At 59.6% G+C, this 18,472-nt stretch carries 13 protein-coding genes; 8 read left to right on the forward strand and 5 right to left on the reverse strand.

Annotated elements, in window-relative coordinates; translation table 11 throughout:
* Positions 1 to 55 precede the first annotated feature (55 nt).
* The 4 genes from PQQ86_RS39330 to PQQ86_RS39345 all read left to right on the forward strand — a co-directional run bounded on the left by PQQ86_RS39330 (position 56) and on the right by PQQ86_RS39345 (position 6,145).
* Positions 56 to 2,191: an acetate--CoA ligase family protein gene (locus tag PQQ86_RS39330; RefSeq protein WP_408279652.1), complete on the forward strand. Its 2,136-nt coding sequence runs from the start codon at positions 56 to 58 to the stop codon at positions 2,189 to 2,191.
* Positions 2,188 to 3,354 carry an acyl-CoA dehydrogenase family protein gene (locus PQQ86_RS39335; RefSeq protein ID WP_408279653.1) on the forward strand — a complete coding sequence of 389 codons (1,167 nt, stop codon included), beginning with the start codon at positions 2,188 to 2,190 and terminating at the stop codon, positions 3,352 to 3,354. The genes PQQ86_RS39330 and PQQ86_RS39335 overlap by 4 nt, the downstream gene beginning before the upstream one ends.
* A 130-nt stretch (positions 3,355 to 3,484) precedes the next feature.
* The gene (locus PQQ86_RS39340) at positions 3,485 to 4,708 is read left to right on the forward strand and encodes a porin (RefSeq protein ID WP_408279654.1); all 1,224 of its coding nucleotides are present in this window, start codon (positions 3,485 to 3,487) and stop codon (positions 4,706 to 4,708) included.
* A 102-nt stretch (positions 4,709 to 4,810) separates the two neighbouring features.
* Positions 4,811 to 6,145: an MFS transporter gene (locus tag PQQ86_RS39345; protein WP_408279655.1), complete on the forward strand. Its 1,335-nt coding sequence runs from the start codon at positions 4,811 to 4,813 to the stop codon at positions 6,143 to 6,145.
* Between the two features lie 73 nt (positions 6,146 to 6,218).
* Here the strand turns inward: PQQ86_RS39345 and PQQ86_RS39350 are convergent, their stop codons facing one another.
* Positions 6,219 to 7,520 carry a DUF1254 domain-containing protein gene (locus PQQ86_RS39350; RefSeq protein ID WP_408279656.1) on the reverse strand — a complete coding sequence of 434 codons (1,302 nt, stop codon included), beginning with the start codon at positions 7,518 to 7,520 and terminating at the stop codon, positions 6,219 to 6,221.
* 208 nt (positions 7,521 to 7,728) lie between these two features.
* Here PQQ86_RS39350 and PQQ86_RS39355 point away from each other — a divergent pair, with 208 nt between their 5' ends.
* Together PQQ86_RS39355 and PQQ86_RS39360 are read left to right on the forward strand one after the other, a co-directional pair.
* A complete protein-coding gene (locus tag PQQ86_RS39355; protein WP_408279657.1) occupies positions 7,729 to 9,090 on the forward strand; it encodes a DUF1254 domain-containing protein in 1,362 nt (453 codons plus the stop codon).
* Positions 9,091 to 9,129: 39 nt separating this feature from the next.
* A complete protein-coding gene (locus PQQ86_RS39360; RefSeq protein WP_408279658.1) occupies positions 9,130 to 10,476 on the forward strand; it encodes an MFS transporter in 1,347 nt (448 codons plus the stop codon).
* 70 nt (positions 10,477 to 10,546) lie between these two features.
* Here the strand turns inward: PQQ86_RS39360 and PQQ86_RS39365 are convergent, their stop codons facing one another.
* A complete protein-coding gene (locus PQQ86_RS39365) occupies positions 10,547 to 11,593 on the reverse strand; it encodes a DUF1254 domain-containing protein (RefSeq protein ID WP_408279659.1) in 1,047 nt (348 codons plus the stop codon).
* 84 nt (positions 11,594 to 11,677) lie between these two features.
* Entirely contained in the window at positions 11,678 to 13,192 is a 1,515-nt protein-coding gene (locus PQQ86_RS39370) for a DUF1254 domain-containing protein (protein WP_408279660.1), read from the reverse strand.
* A 380-nt stretch (positions 13,193 to 13,572) separates the two neighbouring features.
* Here PQQ86_RS39370 and PQQ86_RS39375 point away from each other — a divergent pair, with 380 nt between their 5' ends.
* The gene (locus PQQ86_RS39375) at positions 13,573 to 14,241 is read left to right on the forward strand and encodes a TetR family transcriptional regulator (RefSeq protein ID WP_408279661.1); all 669 of its coding nucleotides are present in this window, start codon (positions 13,573 to 13,575) and stop codon (positions 14,239 to 14,241) included.
* Positions 14,242 to 14,279: 38 nt separating this feature from the next.
* Positions 14,280 to 15,629 (forward strand): hypothetical protein, encoded by a 1,350-nt coding sequence (locus PQQ86_RS39380; protein WP_408279662.1) that lies wholly within the window; start codon positions 14,280 to 14,282, stop codon positions 15,627 to 15,629.
* A gap of 442 nt (positions 15,630 to 16,071) precedes the next feature.
* On the opposite strand, the gene PQQ86_RS39385 is transcribed toward PQQ86_RS39380, so the two are convergent.
* Together PQQ86_RS39385 and PQQ86_RS39390 are read right to left on the reverse strand one after the other, a co-directional pair.
* Positions 16,072 to 16,686, reverse strand: a complete 615-nt coding sequence (locus tag PQQ86_RS39385) for a tyrosine-type recombinase/integrase (protein WP_408279663.1) — start codon at positions 16,684 to 16,686, stop codon at positions 16,072 to 16,074.
* Positions 16,687 to 17,020: 334 nt separating this feature from the next.
* Positions 17,021 to 18,451: an IS1182 family transposase gene (locus PQQ86_RS39390; RefSeq protein ID WP_408279742.1), complete on the reverse strand. Its 1,431-nt coding sequence runs from the start codon at positions 18,449 to 18,451 to the stop codon at positions 17,021 to 17,023.
* Positions 18,452 to 18,472: the final 21 nt, after the last annotated feature.

Below are 18,472 nucleotides of genomic sequence, written 5' to 3' on the forward strand. Positions count from 1 at the left end.
TCTTGTCAGGTTGTTAGGCTCGACCCACCCCTAAAGTTCCAATGGAGTGGTATCAATGCCTTTATCATCTTGCCAGCAGGCGGCGCTCGGGCCGCTGTTCAATCCCCAATCAATTGCCGTCGTCGGTGCCTCGTCGAATCCTGCCAAAATCGGTGGCCTGCCGGTCGAATACCTGCTGAACCAGCGATATCCCGGCGCGATTTATCCGGTCAACCCGAAGCAGGAGTGTATTCAGGGCCTGCAGGCTTATCCTACGCTGCGCGACATTGGCGCGCCGATCGACATGGCCATCTGCGCGGTGCCTGCATCGGGCGTCATGTCCGCCGTAGAGGACGCGGCGGCGGCCGGTGTACGTTCGATCGTGATGTTTTCCTCCGGTTTCGCTGAGACCGGCGCAGACGGTGTGCGCGCGCAGAACGATCTACGCGCGCTCGTCAAAGAAAGCGGGATCCGGTTACTTGGACCGAACTGCCTCGGCTTCGTCAACAATCATCAGAACGTGTACGCGACGTTCACCCCCGCGCTGAAAATCGCCGCGCCGCTGCGTGGCAATATCGGGCTGATCAGTCAGAGCGGTGCGTTTGGTATCTTCGCGTTGATGCTTGCACAGCGTCGCGGTCTCGGCATCAGTCATTTCGTATCGACGGGCAATGAAGCGGACATCGAACTCGCCGATGCGCTCGCGTGGCAGGCGCTCGACCCCGCGACATCGGTGATCCTGTGCTACCTCGAAGGCGCGCGCGACGGCCAGAAACTATGCGCCGCGCTCGAACTGGCGCGCGCCCGGCGCAAACCTGTCGTGATGTGCAAGGTCGGCCGCACTACGCAAGGGGCCGCAGCCGCGGCGTCGCACACCGCGTCGCTTGCCGGTTGCGACGAAATCTACGACGCCGTGCTGCGCCAATACGGCGTGTATCGTGCGCAAGACATTCACGAGCTTTTCGACATCGGCTATGCGTGTTCAGTCGCGCCCTTACCCGAATCCGACGCGCTCGGCATCGTGTCGATTTCCGGCGGTGCCGGCGTATTGATGGTCGATGAAGCCGACCGGCTCGGACTCCGCGTTCCCCCGCTGGCGGAAGCTGGACGACAGGCGATTCTCAAGCGCGTACCGTTCGCGTCCGCGGTGAATCCGGTCGATATCACCGGCCAGATACTCAACGAGCCCGCGCTGCTAGGCGACGCGGTCGACACTATGCTGGAGCATGGCCACTACGGCGCGATGGTGTCGTTCCAGGCCGTCACAGGCATTTCGCCGCAACACAGACCGCTCGTGACTGAGTTGTGGGCACGTGTGCGCGCCGCCCATCCGGCATTGACCGTTGCGGTCGTATCCCTCTTCGACGAGCAGAACCGCGATTTTCTCGAGAAGCACCGCTGTCTGACCTTCGAAGAACCCGCCGTGGCCGTGCGCGCGATCGCCGCGCTGCACGCCTTTAGCCGGAACTTCGAGCGGCAAGCGGCGCCGATCGTGCTACCTGAACCTATCGTCACCGACCGTCTGCCTTTCGACGAAGCCGATGCACTCCACCTGCTGGCCGACGCCGGCATCCCGGTCGTGTCGAGCCGCGTGGCGAGGACCGCTGACGAAGCAGCAAGCGAGGCCGCCGCGCTCGGATTTCCGGTGGTGCTGAAGGTGTTGTCCGCCGACATCGCGCACAAATCTGATGTGGGCGGGGTCGCGCTGCGGCTCGCCGATTCGCAGGCGGTACGGGCCGCATTCGCACGCATCATGGAGAGCGTGTCGCGCACCGTGCCGGACGCGCATATCGAAGGCGTGCTCGTCGCGCCGATGATCCAGGACGGCGCCGAATGCATTCTCGGCGTAACACGCGATCCCGTGTTCGGCCCGGTCGTCATGTTCGGGCTGGGTGGCATTCTCGTCGAGGTACTCAAGGACGTGACATTCAGGCAGGCCCCGTTCGACGTCGCGGAGGCACACCGGATGATTCGCGAGATTCGCGCGTGGCCGGTGCTGTGCGGCGTACGGGGCCAACCCGCAGTCGATATCGACGCGCTCGCCGAAACCCTGGCCACGCTGTCGCGCTTCGCCGCGGCCAACACCACCAGCATAGAGTCGATCGATATCAATCCGTTCATCGTGCGGCCCAAAGGCCAGGCTTCGTGCGCGGTCGATGCGCTCATGGTCAGTCGGGCTTCCGCAACACTCGATCTGGAGGCGCACGCATGAACGCGACCTCTGCCACGCTCGAAACCCTCCGCCAGCGCACTCGCGCTTTCATCAACGAAGAAGTGATCACGCGCGAAGACGCGTCGCTCACGCACGACTTCGCGGCGCAAAACCAACTCATCCACACGTTACGGAAAAAGGCGCGCGAGGTGGGTGTACTCGGGCCGGGAATCCCACGCGAACTCGGCGGACTCGGGCTGTCATTCCGCGACCGTGCAGTCATTCTCGAAGAGTCTGGTCGCAGCGTGCTTGGTCCGCATGCATTACAGGCTGGCCCACCGGATGAAACCAATATCCTCATGCTCGACCGCCTTTGCTCCAGCGCTCAACGGATGCGTTATCTGGAGCCGCTGGCAGCAGGTTCGACCAGATCATGTTTCGCGATGACCGAGCCGCCGCCGGGCGCGGGATCGGACCCAGCGATGCTGCAGACCCGCGCCGTGCGGCGCAACGGCAAATGGGTTATCGACGGCCGTAAATGGTTCATCAGCGGCGCGCTCGGCGCGGGCTTCGCCATCGTGATGGCGCAGACCGACTCGGGACCCACGATGTTTATCGTCGATACGGACACGCCTGGATACAGGATGGTCCGCGTCATCGACGCACTCGACGGCTTCCTCAGCTCGCATTGCGAATTAAGTTTCGAATCCTGCGTGGTTAGCGACGACGCAGTGCTTGGCAAAGTGGGCGACGGCTTCGCACATGCTCAATTTCGGCTTGAACCCGCCCGTCTGACGCATTGCATGCGGTTCATCGGCGCGGCTCGACGGGCGCTCGAAATCGCAGAGCGCTACGTGAGCAAGCGCGAATCGTTCGGCAAGCCGCTTGGCCAGCATCAGAATGTGCAGACGCTGATCGCCGACTCGCACATCGATCTGTACGCCGCCCGAACCATGACCTTCGACGTGGCGACCCGTTTGGATGCAGGCGTCTCCGTCAAACAGGAGTCTTCGATGGCGAAGGTCTTCGTGTCCGAAGCCGTTGGCCGGGTGGTCGACCGCGCGGTGCAGATGACCGGTGCATTCGGCATTTCCAGCGACAGCGTGCTCTCGGTGCTGTATCGCGAGGTGCGCCCGTTCCGCATCTTTGACGGCGCGTCCGAAGTTCATCGCTCCGCCATTGCGCAACGCGTACTCAAACAATACGCGCGATCGCCGAGCTGAACGGTCTGATTAGAGCGGAAGAACCGCGCGTCCGGTTTCATGCCACAGCATGCGGTGAGACGCGCGACACCGTGCAGTTCGGGTTCGCTTCACCCACACAAACACAAAATCGAACCATGGAGACTCGTCAATGAAAACTCGTCATCTCGCCTGGGTGCTGGGCACCCTCGTCCTCAGCGCGCGTGCACAGAGCAGCGTCACGCTATACGGTATCATCGACGTCGGACTCACCTACGTGAACAACGCGCAAACCGCTCGACCCGCAGCGGGCCCGCGCGGTGCATCCCAGTTCGCGCTGAGCGATGGCAGTGCGAACGGCGTGGCCGGAAGCCGCTGGGGATTGCGCGGCGTCGAGAACCTCGGCGGCGGTCTGCAAGCGCTCTTCGTGCTTGAAAACGGCTTCACGCTGAATAACGGAGCTTTGGCCCAGGGCGGCGCCGAGTTCGGACGGCAGGCCTACGTGGGCGTCTCGGGCGGCTTCGGCAAACTCACGCTGGGCCGGCAATACGATACGTACACCGATTTCTTGCAGCCATTGACTGCGGGGGGGCAATGGGCGGGCTACATGGGGGCGCAACCCGACGATGTCGATAGCCTGGGGAACACAAGCCGGGTTAACAACGCCATCAAATTCAGGACGCCGGATTATCGCGGCTTCGCGGCCGCTGGTCTGTACAGCCTCGGCGGCGTTGCAGGAAGCGTCACACAGAATCAGTTGTGGTCGCTCGGCGCAAGCTACAGCGTAGGCTCCATGTCGCTGGCAGCCGGCTATCTCAATGCGCGCGATCCAAATCTTTCCTTGTACGGCACGACGCCCAATAAAGGTCCCGCCACCTCGAACAATATTGGCTCATTCGGTTCGCCCACCGCGCCTGAGTCCTATCCTGTTGACGCCGGCTATGCGTCGGCCAGAACGACCCAGCTCGCCGGAGCGGGTGTGCAGTATGCGTTCAGCCCGGTCACACTCGGCTTTGTGATAACGAATACACGTTTCGAAGATCTGGGCTCGGCGGCCGGCCCCAATCCGTTGAAATATACGGGCACGGCGGTATTCACGAGTCTGGAATTCAGCGTGAGATCGCAGGTCACGCCTGCGCTTCTACTCGCCAGCGCAATCCATTACACCGATCGCAACTCGGTGAACGGAGACGGCGGCGCCAAATATCTGCAGCTGGACCTCGGCACGATCTATAACCTGTCGAAACGAACCAGCGTCTATCTGCTGACCGTGCTTCAGCGGGCCAGCGGCCGCGACTCGCTCGGACAACCCGCAGTCGCCTCGATCAGCGGCTTCAGTCCGTCTGCCACGAACCATCAGATCGGAGTTCGCCTCGCTTTGCAGCAGCGATTCTGAGTCCGCTGGTTACGCTTCAAGCAGGGAGCCGATAACCGGTCACCATCCGGGCGCGTGGTCGTTGCACTGCGTGTTCGCAGCAATCAGATCCAGGGAGAAGACATGTTCCACATAAGCACTCGATCACGCGCATGGATCGTAGTCGCCATGATGTTCCTGTTCATGATGATCAATTTCGCCGACAAGGCCATCATCGGTCTCGCCGCAGTACCGATGATGCATGATCTCGGGCTGACGCCTCAGCAATTAGGCCTCGTCGGCAGCAGCTTTTTTCTGCTGTTCTCGACGGCCGGTGTGCTGTTTGGGTTTGCCGCCAACCGCATCAAGACGAAATGGCTCTTGGCGGTGCTCGCTCTCACATGGGCGTTAGTGCAGTTTCCGCTCGTCGGCACGGTTTCGTTTCCTTTGCTGATCGTCTGCCGGATTCTGCTCGGTGCGGGCGAGGGGCCGGCCTATCCGCTCGCCATTCACGCGACCTATAAATGGTTCGATAACAGTAAGCGCAGCATACCGAGTGCGATCGTGCTGCAAGGCGCCAATACGGGCATGCTACTGGCCGGACCGAGTCTGACCTTTCTGATCATTCACTACGACTGGCATCGGGCGTTTCTCGTACTCGGCATCGCCGGATGTCTGTGGACGGTGCTGTGGCTGATGTTGGGCGCCGAAGGCACGATCGACGAGCGAGTTGATCCAGCGTCATCCGATCCGGCTCCGCAGTCGTACCGACACGTTCCCTACCGGCGGCTTATCGTCGATCCGACGCTGGTGGGCTGCATTCTGCTGACCTTCGTCGGCTATTCAGTGCTGTCGGTAGGGTTCACCTGGTTTCCGGCCTACCTGCGGCTCGCGCTCGGTTATCCGGCTGCCGAAGCGGGATGGATCTTCTCGCTGATTGTCGGCACCGGCATTCCGGCCACACTCGCGATGTCTTTCTTTTCCCAATGGCTCGCGGGCAAAGGCGTGAGTTCGCGTCTATCGCGCGGCGTCATGACAAGCGTGTCAGTCGCGCTTGCAGGTCTCGCCCTATTAGGCACCACGCTCCCGATCGGTTCGGGACTCAAGGTACTGTGCCTGAGCGCGGCAAATGTGCTGAGCCAGCTGATCTTTTTCTTCGGTCCGTTAATGATCGGCGAAGTCACACCGACCAGACAGCGCGCCGCCTGGCTCGGCATCAATGCATCGCTCGGTACGCTAGCGGGCCTGATCACGCCGGCGCTGATGGGGCACTTCGTCGGCGACACGCAGGGTATCACTGAGGGCTTCAGCCATGGTTTCGCCGTACTGGGCTGCATCCTGGTTCCGTGCGGGTTGCTCGGCATCTGGCTACTTAATCCGGAACGGTCGGTGCGCCGTTTGCAGCAGTTTCACGCACGCGCTGATGGCGTTCGCGACGACCTTTCTGCAACGACCTCCGGGCATGAAGAAGCAGCATAACGATGTAGCGGCGGACATAACGGCGCCGTTCGACAGCGCAGCCTGCCCGCCGGCGGACAGGCTGCATTTCAGATCACCGGTGTGCATCCTCGTCGACCCGCTCTACCGGTGGAATCGTATAGTCCTTCGACAGGATGGCTTCGCGCGGATGGTATAGGCGCAGGATCAGATAGAACCGGCCGGTGGGTGCAGGCAGCCAGTTCGAAATACCCTGCCGCGGCTCTGCGTGCCGGATCAGGATGTCGAGCGAGCCGTCCGGGCCGTAGCGCAAATCACGCGAGCGATCACCGATCGCATAGCGCCGGATCGGGTTGTCCACGAAACAGAAATCACTGCCGTAAATCGATACTGACCAGAAGGCATCCACAGGGGGCAGCCTGCCAGCAGGAAAGTGCAGGACATAGCAATGCTCGCCGTTGAGCTGCTCGCCGCTTCTGTCGAAGTCGCCCAGCGCATAGAGCGCCTCCTCGCTCGCGAGCGCGCCGAGACCTTTCATCGCAGTACATGCTCGCGCCAGATAGTCTGTGCCCAAACGGCCGCCCGCATAGTTGATCGACCATGGGCGGGCGCGACGGCTACGGGTGTGACGTTCGACGATTTCGATACCTGCCGCAACCGCCCTTCGCAAGGCTGCCCCATGCGCCTCTCCGAGCGCACCGGCGTCGAACTCCCGATGCGGTGCGATGCCAATGCGCGAAAACTGCGCGACGAGTCCCGTGTCCACCGCAGGCGCTGGATTGTCGGCCATCGCTCTCGCCAGGTTCGCGTAGAACTCCACGCCGGACTCAGCCCAGGCCCGGTAGCCTGTAACCGCACGCGGCAAGCGGCATGGCGCCGTCGCGCTGAGGGTGAAGCCTGCCTGGAAAGCGCGCGCTTCCTCCATGTCTTCGACACCGTCGATCAGCACGCGTCCCAGCACCCACACGAGGTTGGTCGGGCAGCGGATTTCGACCGAGCCGGGAGGAAGCGATCTCGACCAGTTGGGCCCGACGATCGCGAAGGTCGCCGCCGACGGCCCCATCACACGTGGGCCGAGGTTGTGAAAGTTATTGCTGTATGCATCGACGAATTCCATCACGAAGTAACGCCCGGTCTGCGCCGGCGTCGTCAGCATGACGGGGCCGTCAGCGAGATTCAGCCAGGCCATCGAGTAGAGCAGATCATTGGCCGGCGTGACCACATCGCGGTCCTCGTGTGTCCACGGCCGCGAGCAATGCGAGAACTGGTTGATCGGTGCGCGACCATTGTTCTGCGGCTCGTCGACTGCGGTCATGAGCGCGCACGTGCGCACGATCTCGACAAGTGGATAACCGTATACGAATGCCTGAACGCCTGCGACGTAAGCCCATTCCTGCTGTGCATTGCCAATGGTCATTCGAGAAACTCCATGAGAATCTGCTTGCGTGCGCGGGAGCGCACGGGGAGGCGCGGGATTTCGGGATCCCTTTACAAGCCTGCGGAGCGCAAAGTATAGGCAGCGGGCGCCTCGCTTGTGTTTAACATAGCGAAACCCTAATTCCGTTATCTGGCTGTCCCGGTAGGCTTGACCCGACTCCTTCCCGTCCATAGCCGGAGCGGCATCCATGTCTTGTCCTGCAACAGAAAACATCACCGCACTCGCCCGCGATGCGGTGCTCTATACGCTGCCACTATTCGAAATGGCGCGAGCGCGCGCTGCGATGTGCCCGCGCCGCGACGACAGCGGCCAATTTGCCGGCGACAGTCCGGATTCGACAATCGGCTGGGTCAATCAGCTGGTGCGCGGGCGCCAGTTGCTGGGTCCGCAGCACCGTCAGGTCGTGACGCCCAACAATGACACGCTATACCTCAGTACGTGGCTGGACATCCGGGACGAACCGCTCGTACTGGAGATTCCCGACACGGCGGGTCGCTACTACGTGCTCGGTCTGCTGGACTTCTACACCAACCCGTTCGAATCCATTGGCACGCGCACGACCGGCAACGGCGCGCGGCGCTTTCTTTTGCACTACGGCGATGTTGCGCCGCTCGCCGACGACGATCTCACGCCCATCGTCTGTCCCACGCCAGACGTCTGGCTGATAGGTCGCATACTGGTCGACGGAGCGGACGATCTGGCGGCCGTTCACGCGCTGCAGGACCGCTTCGTGTTGTCGACGCTCGGCGGCCAACCCGCGCAGCGGCGTTTCGACGTCGGTGTGGCGCGGCAGGCAGCTGTCAGCGATCCGCGCCTTTATGCTGCCGTAGTCAACGCAGCGCTCGCGCGCAATCCTCCGCCTGCAGCGGAATCTACCTTAGTTGCACGCTATGCCGCTGTCGGCATCGGTGCGGACATCGACGCAGCGACGCTGGAGGCGCCCACGCTTGCAGCACTCGGCAGCGCACTCGACCAGGTGATCGGTGAACTGGGCGTGCTACAGCCGTCGGCGCTCGGCGGTGGATGGTTCCTGCCGGTGGAAGTTCGCGCCTCGTTCGGCGACGACTACTTGACGCGCGCGCGCGTCAGCCGGAACTACATCGGTGCGCTCGGCGTGGAGGAAGCCATGTACGTCGCTGCCGACTGCGACAGCGAAGGGCGGCCGCTCGACGGACGCTATACGTACGAACTGTCGTTCCCGCCTGACGGACTTCCGCAGTCACAGGCATTCTGGTCGATTACGATGTACGACAAAGCATCATGCATGCTGGTGGACAACATGATCGACCGATATTCGATCGGTGACCGCTCACCCCAATTGCGCTACGACCAGCATGGGCTGTCATTGCGCTTATCGGCGACGCCACCGGCTGACGCATCGACGCAATCCAACTGGCTACCCGCGCCGAACGGATTCTTTTACATCATGCTTCGTATCTACATACCGAGCGCAGCCCATCTCGAACAACGTTTTCCCTATCCGCCGATTCGCCGCGTGCAACCTCAGGAAGGCGACGCGGGCACTGACCAGAACAGCATGGCGAGTTGAGACCGGACCGGCGTTCAGGAATAAAACCAAGGAGGAGACATGTTCCAGTCAACAAGCCCATGGCGCGCATGGGTCGTGGTCGTCATGATGTTCCTGTTCATGCTGATCAATTTCGCCGACAAGGCTGTGATTGGCCTTGCGGCCGTGCCGATGATGCATGACCTGGGACTGTCGCCCGAACAATTGGGCCTCGTCGGCAGCAGCTTTTTTGTTCTGTTTTCGGTCTCCGGCATCCTGTTCGGCTTTGCTGCCAACCGGATCAAAACGAAATGGCTGCTGATGCTGCTTTCGCTCGTATGGGCCGCGGTGCAATTTCCACTGGTCGGTACCGTGTCGTTTCCGCTACTGATTGCGTGCCGCATCGTACTGGGCGCTGGCGAAGGGCCGGCCTTCGCATTGGCCATTCACGCTACGTACAAGTGGTTTGGTAACAGTAAGCGCAATATCCCGACTGCCATCGTTCAGCAAGGCGCCAACACCGGCATGCTCGTGGCGGGACCTTGCCTCACGTGGCTGATGATCCACTATGACTGGCATAGCGCGTTCCTCGCGCTGGGTGTCGTTGGTGTGATCTGGGCGGTCTTCTGGTTTGTGTTCGGTGCCGAAGGCACGGTCGATGAGCATCCCCTTGAGCAATCCGCCGGTGCGCCTGCGCTGGACAGCTCACGCGTACCCTATCGGACGCTTATCGCGGATCGGACGCTGCTAGGAACATTCGTTCTTTCGTTCGTCGGATTTCTTGTCCTTTCGCTCTGCTTCACCTGGTTCCCCGCCTACCTGCGGCTCGGCCTGGGTTATTCGGCAACCGAAGCTGGCTGGCTGTTTTCAATTATCGTCGGCGCTTCGATACCGGCGTCGTTCGCGATGTCGTGGTTTTCTCAATACCTTTTCAGCAAAGGCGTGTCGTCGCGCATCTCGCGCGGGTTCATGGCGAGTGGTTCCATTGCGCTAACGGGGCTTGCGTTTCTCGGCACGACGACTGATGTGAGTGCCACGATGAAGATCGTATGCCTAACCACTGGAGCTGGCCTTGGGCAACTTATTTTTCTGTTCGGCCCGTTGATGATCGGTGAAGTCACGCCTTCCCGGCAGCGCGGCGCATGGCTCGCAATCAACAATTCAGTCGCGACCCTCGCCGGTCTGATCGCACCCGCGCTGATGGGCCGCTTTGTCGGCGCCGCGCATGGCCGCGCAATCGGCTTTGAGCACGGCTTCCTGATTCTTGGGTCCATCCTTCTTGCAGCGAGCGTTGCCGCGTTCTGGCTGATAGATCCTGAGAAGTCAATGCGTCGGTTGCGAGGTCTCACCGCCACCAATCTCACGACCGACCGACAGACTATTCATTTGACGGCTTGCGGACGGGACGAACCCGCCGGCGCAAGTTGAGCACGGGTACGGCCGCTGCCTTTTTGCGTCTAAACCGAATGCGCTCCGCCACCGCGGTCACCTAGCTAGATCAATTGACCGGCTGAGGCTCTGGAAAAGTCCAGGCGCCGCTGAGAATTTCGGCGCGTGGGCGGTACAGTCGCACCGTGTAGTTCCAGCCGGCGACAACGGGCAGGCAATTGGCCACCTGTCCATCGCAGCCACCAAACTGCATCGTAATCGAACCGTCGCTACCTTTCTTCGCGGTGAGGTTGTTGATCGAGTACGCGTTTGCCGGGTTTTTCTCAAAGTACCCTTTGGCGTTGTAGACGCTCACCGACCAGAAGGCATCGACGGGAACGTCCCTGACCGAGAGCCGATAGACGGTCTTTCCGTCGTTCTTTGCCGGCGTGAAGTTGAGGTAGGTTGCGTCCTTGTCCGGGTTGCCGCCCCATGCTGCCGCAGCGCCGACCAGGCGTCGTACAGGGTCGACCTCCTCCTTGGTGCCGAACGCTCGCTTGAAATCCGGAATCGTGGAAGCAAGAACCAGAAGCGCGTCGCGAACCTTCTTTTGGCTCGCAGCATCCCAGTTGGGCATCTCCAGCTTGCCCGGCGCGTTCTGGCTGACCGTGATCGCGTCCTGAAGGGTGTGGACCTGCTTGACGTCGTCCGGGCTATTCGGATCGACAAGCGTTCGTATCGCGACGACGACGTAACGCGTACCTACATTCTCTCGGGTAAGCGTATGCGTTCCCTCACCGTAGAATACGTTCGGTACATAGTGATCCTCGTTGATGATCTGCATCGCCATGAAGCGCTTGCCTGGATCAGGCATCTTGATCGTCACTGGCCCGGCATCGAGGTCGAAGACACCGGACGAGTAGAGCGTGTCACGATTCAGCCTGATGACAGTCTGATGCTCGATCGATACGGGCTCCCGGCGATGGAGCAGCTTTCCCAGCCCCCCCCTGTTTGCCAATGCAACGACATACATGTCTGATTCCGCGCGAACAAAGTTGTCCACGGTAACTGGAACCGTCGCGCCTGATGGCTGAGCCGCGACGGTTTGTGACAGAGCAGTGCCAACAGCCGCGAGAACAACGCCCGCAACGCAGGCGGTAATCAGTGCATTTTTCATGAATAGTCTGTTTGTCTATTGGGATCGAGCCGTCATGCAGCGATGGCGGCGACTCGCAATCTTTAGCAAGTCGCCCCTTCCAACTTAATACGAAGTCTCGGTGATGTCGTTGAGCTTCCAGCTCTTGTCAAACCACGGACCGAGCGGACCATAAAGCCGGAAAATTGTTAGCCAGCTTTTTCCTGGAATGGTTTGAACCCAATTGCTCTCTTTGCCGGTCGGCGCTTTCGGACCGAAATACAAATCCACTGAACCGTCCGAGTTTTTCAGGAGTCCTTTTTCACTGGATAAACTTGGAAACTGTTGGTCGGTTTGCAGCATGGACCGCGTCTGGGTGTCATAAAGGACGACGGACCAGAAATCCTTCGCCGGCACGTTCGGGGGGACGCGAAGGGTGTAGTCCCTGCCTCCGTCGAACGGCTTGCCCGCTGCGTCAAAATTGGCGGCGGCATATTGCGAGCCGATGCCCGGCATCGCAACGGCCATTGCGGGGGTATCAACGGTTGCTGCATAGAAGAACATTGTCCGCGCATCGAAGTTGCGCGCGCCATGGTTCAACCACTCATAACTTCCGCCAACGAACGGTGTGTTCCAGTGGCGATCCGGATAGATCAGCACCGCTTTGTCGCGATTCGAAAAGTCGATCGCGCGTGCGGTTGCGTTACCCACGGCTACGGCATCCGTGAGAATCTTCGTCATTCTCGCGTCCGGTGCAAAGGCTTTACCCTTCTCCATTCCGATCGAGGCAAAGAGTCCGGTCATGTCGGGACCATATGCGCCCGCCGGCTCCTCCTGAATGATCTGGTTAACCTCGTCGTAGAACTTGATGTTGTTGGCGTGAACCGTGTTCATCACGCGGCCAGAAAGATTCACAAAATTGGTCGGCATGGGCGCGCTTGCTTGCGATAACGGGTAGACACGTAGATGTGCCTTCAGGCTGGCAACGCCGGGACCCGGATCGCCGTTCTTCATGAACGCTCTGCCAAATAGCAGATTGCCGAAGGTCGGAGACTTGATGATGTAATAGCCACTCTTTGGCAATTCGCCTTTGTAGCCGGGTGGCACGAATAGGAACTTGCCTCCCTTGCCCTTATCTGGCCCCGCATTGCCCAGGTCAGTGACATAACGGAACCAGAAATCGTCGACGACGCCCAGAATATTAGGAGGCGTTTCGACCACAACTGGACCGTCCTTCAAATCCATCCAGTTCCAGAAATAGACTGTCTCGGTGTTTGCCGTCAGAAACAACGATTTCGAGTCCATCAGGGACGCGAACACCCCGATCGTGTTGCCTACTGCGCCGGCTTCCCTCAAGCCAGCTCGAAGCGCGACGAGAGACGCCCCGGGGATGCCGTTGAGAAACGCCTCGACACCGCGCGTGAAGTCGAGGTTGTCATAGACCTTCTGCGCTGTCTCCGGCGTGGGCACACCGTCGATAAAATCGAGTTGTCCAATCCGCGTTTCAACGCGGTCGGGTGTGGTGATTTCCGGCGGGATTGGCGTGGTCATCTTGTACGTCGGTGGTGCTGCAAGCGCGTACGTGCTTGACAACGCAAGGGAAATAGTGAGACAGGACCAGACTTGCGGAAGGCGATTCATTCAAGCTCCAGACAGTAGTCATCGTTCTGTTGCGTCGCATGAGCGTGCCGGACATGCCTTTCATCATCGACGGGCAACGGGCGTGGACATTGCGCTTTATGTGCCCCGGGTGCCCGGACAAGCTTCGTGAAGCCGTTTTCGATTAAGACGATACCGGTTATTTAACTTCGCGGGAAATCTCCAGCGTCAGTTTTCGACAGTTCCCTCACTTCGACTCCCGGTTAATGCGCTTTGCTTCAATAATGCCGCTCGGCGGCCCAAAATCCGTGGCGAACACGCCATCGGGAAAGTACCTGGCGTCAAGAGTAGTCGCTGTTGGTACGATCGTACCCGTACAAACGTACCAGACTGCCCCCTGACACGCACCTTATCGACCTTGGATGACGACGAAACAAGACGCACGCGCTCAGCGCGCTGACCCGGAAGCCGGCCCGAAAGCCCGCCTGGTGCAAGAGGCGATTCCACTGTTTGCGCACCACGGTATTGAAGGGGTGTCCATTCGCACGCTCAACAAGGCCGCTGGGGTAAGCAGCCAGAACGCCGTGTATCACTATTTCGGCGATATGTGGGGCCTTGTGGATGCCGCCATCCAGCATTCGCTCAACCGGTACCTTGACGGTGTGCGCACTTTGCTCGACGCCGCGCGAACCGGAACTGAAGAGAGCGAACCGATTTCGCTGTCGATCGTGGTGGAAGCAATCGTGCGTCCAATCGTTCACATCTCGAGCTCGCCCGATGGCATGGCCAGTCTGCAGTTTCTCGCCCGGATGATCGGTGGGTCCGGCCCGCGCGGAAAGGAAATAATTGCGCGCGAGTGGCGCAGCGTGGCGGAACGCGTGAACGATCTGGTGTTTCGCGCAGTGCCAGAAAACGGGCGCGAGGCTGCTGGCGTCAAAGCGCTGTTTGCGTTCAATACCGCGCTGAATGTGGTCGTCGACGTCGGACTCGAGGCCTATTGGCCATTGGAAACGACAAGTATCGACCGGCTTGACCGGTATCTACTCGACTATATCGAGGGTGGCATCCGTTTCAGCAGCAAGCGCGGATAAAGCGGGAGTTAGCACAACAAACTGGGAGACAAGAATCTATGGAAAAAACAACATCTGCATCTTCACTGATAAAATCAGTTGTACTTAGTGGATCGATACTGGTCAGCACCGTCTTGCTGTCAGGTTGCGGTGGCGATAGTGTCGATGTCGCACATCCGCTTCCCGCCAGCTTTTCCGCGTCGCACGCAATGTCCACCTGCTTGTGGCAAGGACCGGTTGGCACCGCGCCGACGGACGTCAACGAAGCCTATCCGGATGCCGGTGCACAATACTGGGCTGCCCAGTTCAAGATACCATCAGGAGCACGCGTGTTTCTGAAAGGGCAGTTCACCTATTCGCGGTATGTTTCCTTTAATAGCTACCGAACCGACAATTCGCCGGCCGTCGCGTTGACTGACTACCAGATAGCGCCTGATGCTGGTTCAACGAATCCGTTCATCGGAGGCGCTGCCCGGTACGCGACAAATCGCAACTTTACGGTCGAGGTAGTACCGACGTCCGAGGCCGGAACTCCTGCGCCCAATACGCTGTATGCGGATAGCGACTATGGCCAGACAATCACTGTATGGTATCGGGTCTATGTCCCGGACAAAGGCGCCGATGCCACGGGCGGCGTTGGACTTCCAGAGTTGGAGGTACAGCAGGCGGACGGCACGGTGCTCACCGGTGCAAACGCGTGCAATGCACTCTCGCCGTCGCAGACCGTGGTTGCTTCGCCGTTGATACCAGCCGCAACCTATACGTCTCTGCGCGACCAGACGGGCAAACCGGCCGGCTTCCCGGCCTTTAATCCCGGTGTCTGGATGACTCAGTACAACACCCAATACGGCTTGCAGTGTATGTTTCTAGGCAAATGCGGCGGCAATCCGGTTCGCCAGGTTTCTTTCTTCGCCAACCTCGATAATGCGTACGTTACCGCCTTGCTCAATCGTGCTTTCGGCGCAGTTGTTGTTCTGCAGGGGCGTGTGCCCAATGCGCCGAAAACGTTCAATAACGCCCCCACCATGACAACTGGACAGGTGCGTTACTGGTCGATCTGCACAAACGAGTTCTACAGCCAGAAGGGAACTGCCTGTCTGTATGACGAACAGATTCCTGTCGACTCAAACGGAAACTACACGATCGTTGTGAGCCGCTCTGCCGACCGGCCGTCAAACGCGACAGCGGCGTGCGGGCGCGGTTTCATCGCGTGGTCGAACGCCGGCGATGGGATGGGCCATACAGACGACGGTTTCTTAATCATGCGCAACATGCTAGCTAGCGCGGATTTCTCAAACGCCATCCAGAACACCAAAACCCCGGGAGATGAAGCCACTGTTATAGGTCCGTATCTACCCACCATTTCGTACACGACGACGGCCGCATTCCAGTCGCTTGGGTGTAAGTAAGCACTTGGGCGCTGCGGCTGACTCGCATGGAGTCAGCCGCTCGCGGCAGGTGAGCCTCAATTCGCAATTTACCGCGACAGCAATGATCCTCAGATTGAGAACGACGAGGATAACGGCGGGTCGTTTTAACGAGTCACCTGTTCACCTAGGAGCGGACGATCGGAAACTGTCTTCGAACGTCTCGAACTGGCCGATAGCACCTGTACGATGAAGGTGCCTCCGAGAGCCCATCGGAATTCTCAATGGCAGCTTTCCGGCGGTTTGTACGAACGCGTACGGCTGTCTAGGGGCGTTCGGTGGCTGCCATGGTCCGCAGGAATGTGAATGTGCCACCGCGCTTCGCTGGCAGGCGTTGAACAACCCTAAACGAAAGGGGGCGGTGTCGCTCGACGCGCGAATGCGGCCGCAGAAAAAACTGCCGTCCTACGGCCGCAGCTTGTTGTTAGATCTCCGTTTGCTCGGAGATCTCGAGCGCGTCATCAACCTCTATGCCAAGGTACCGAACGGTGCTTTCAAGTTTGCTATGGCCAAGCAGCAGTTGAACCGCTCTGAGGTTCTTCGTCCGCTTATAAATCAAGGTAGCCTTCGTCCGGCGCATCGTGTGTGTTCCGTAGGCTGTCGGATCAAGGCCGATCGCGGCGACCCACCGATGTACCATTCGGGCGTATTGTCGTGTTGAGATGTGCGGTGACCGAGAAAGACGGCTCGGGAAGAGATACGCATCGGACCTTAGCTTGGCCGTCTCGATCCATGCTGCGACCGCAGTACGAGCGGGCTCTGTAACTTCGAACTGCACGGGTCGTTTGGTCTTTCGCTGCATAACCAGCGCGCGCGGCAGTACTTGATTGCCGTGAGTTACGTCGTGAACGTGCAGGTTGACGAGGTCGCACCCGCGCAGCTTGCTGTCGATCGCAAGATTGAACAACGCCAAATCGCGGATCGCGTGCGCATTCTGAAGGTGAATTCGGATCGCCCAGACATCTTTCGGCTTCAGCGGCGGCTTCTGACCGATCAACTTGTCTTTATTCCAGGGCTCACGACTTTGATTGCTTCCCATGACAGACTCCCATTAAGTTGATGGGAGCTACATTGTCATCCACTATTTTGTTCGCCACGTCCGTCCAGGCAGTATTGGTATCCGAATCGAACTATCCAGATGGCGGTCGATGTGAGTTCGGTGGCTGTTGCAGTTCGCCTCCCTGGCGCAGGATGAACGGCCCGGGTGCGCAAAGCCTGAACGAGCACAATCGGCCCAGATTGTGTCAAAACGCTTAGCCGCTGGGAATTGACGAAGTCTGTCGCGGCGCAGGTCGCGGCAGGTGAAGTGCGGGAACACAAACGTCAAATCACAACCACGCATTTTTCCCAGGCTCAGCAACCCGATGCGGGCGCTACGCCCGCATCGCCTTCATAAGCGTTTCTGAACCGAGTAGCTTGATCACCCGCTTCATGTTGTACGCGAGCACGTGCAAGCTCATCTCCGTGCTCACACGCTCGATGGTTCTTGTCAAGAAATGGGTTGCGCCCATCCATGCCTTGATCGTGCCGAATGGATGCTCGACAGTCTGCCGCCGGATTCGCATCATCTCAGGGGCGTGATCAAGTCGCGCCTGCATCTCTTCGAGTACGGCTTCGTGCTCCCAGCGTGTCACCCGGCGTTGAGGACCTGGCGTGCAGGCATCTTTTAACGAGCACTGCTGGCAATTCGAACTCCAATACTTACTGAGTTTCAGGCCGCGCTCAACGGTCGAGAATCGCCGGATGAGCCGCTCGCCTGCCGGACAGCGATATTCGTTCGTCTGTGGGTCGTAAATGAAATCGTCCTTGCCGAAGCGGCCATGGGCTGTCGCGCTTGATGTCACTGTCTTCGGTACAAATACGGTGATTCCAGCCTCATGGCATGCGAGTATCTCTTCGCTCTTGTAGTAGCCGCGATCTGCAACTGCGGTGAGCTTGTCGACACCCATCTCTGTATGGGCAAGCTTCGCCATCGATGTCAACTGATCACGATCAATGCCGTCATTGGTAACGACGTGCGCGACGATCAGATGGTGCTTCGCGTCAACCGCCGTCTGGACGTTGTAGCCGACGACTCCCGTTCCTCGTGTCTTCATCGAACGGGCATCCGAATCTGTGAGCGATACCTGTGCGTCAGGCGCCGCGGTGAGTTGGACCTCGATCTGCTTGAGGCTTCGCATCTGTTCCTTCAAGGCCGCAATCTTGTCTTGCAGTCGCTCTGTCCTGACCTTCGCGATTGCAGGCTCCTGACGATCCGCTGTGTCCATCGCCGCGAGATAGCGAGCGATACTTGACTCGATGTCGCGCATGCGTCGTTCGAGCTTGGCACTGGTGAAGTTGCGGTCGCGATGGTTCACCGCCTTGAACTTGCTGCCGTCGATCGCAACGAGCGCTTCGGCGAAGAGGTCCAGACGCTGGCATAGCACGACGAACTGACGGCAGACGCTGCGGATCGCTTTGCCGTTGTCTTTACGGAACCGCGCAATGGTCTTGAAGTCCGGCGCCAGGCGGCCCGTGAGCCACATCAGTTCGACGTTGCGCTGAGCCTCGCGTTCAAGGCGACGGCTCGATTGAATACGGTTCAGGTAACCATAGATATAGATCTTAAGCATCACCTCGGGGTGATACGACGGCCGACCGGTCAACGCTGGTTCGACACCTTCAAACCCGAGTTTATGAAGATCAAGCTCATCTACAAAGACATCAACTACGCGCACAGGATTCGTGTCCGTCACGTAGTCATCAAGCGCTTCTGGCAGGAGAAAGCTTTGCGTACGATTGTCGCCTTGAACGAAGCGTTTCATCTTGCTCATCCCCCCGCTATC

It is taken from the genome of Paraburkholderia sediminicola (assembly GCF_046026675.1).
GTDB lineage: Bacteria > Pseudomonadota > Gammaproteobacteria > Burkholderiales > Burkholderiaceae > Paraburkholderia > Paraburkholderia sediminicola_F.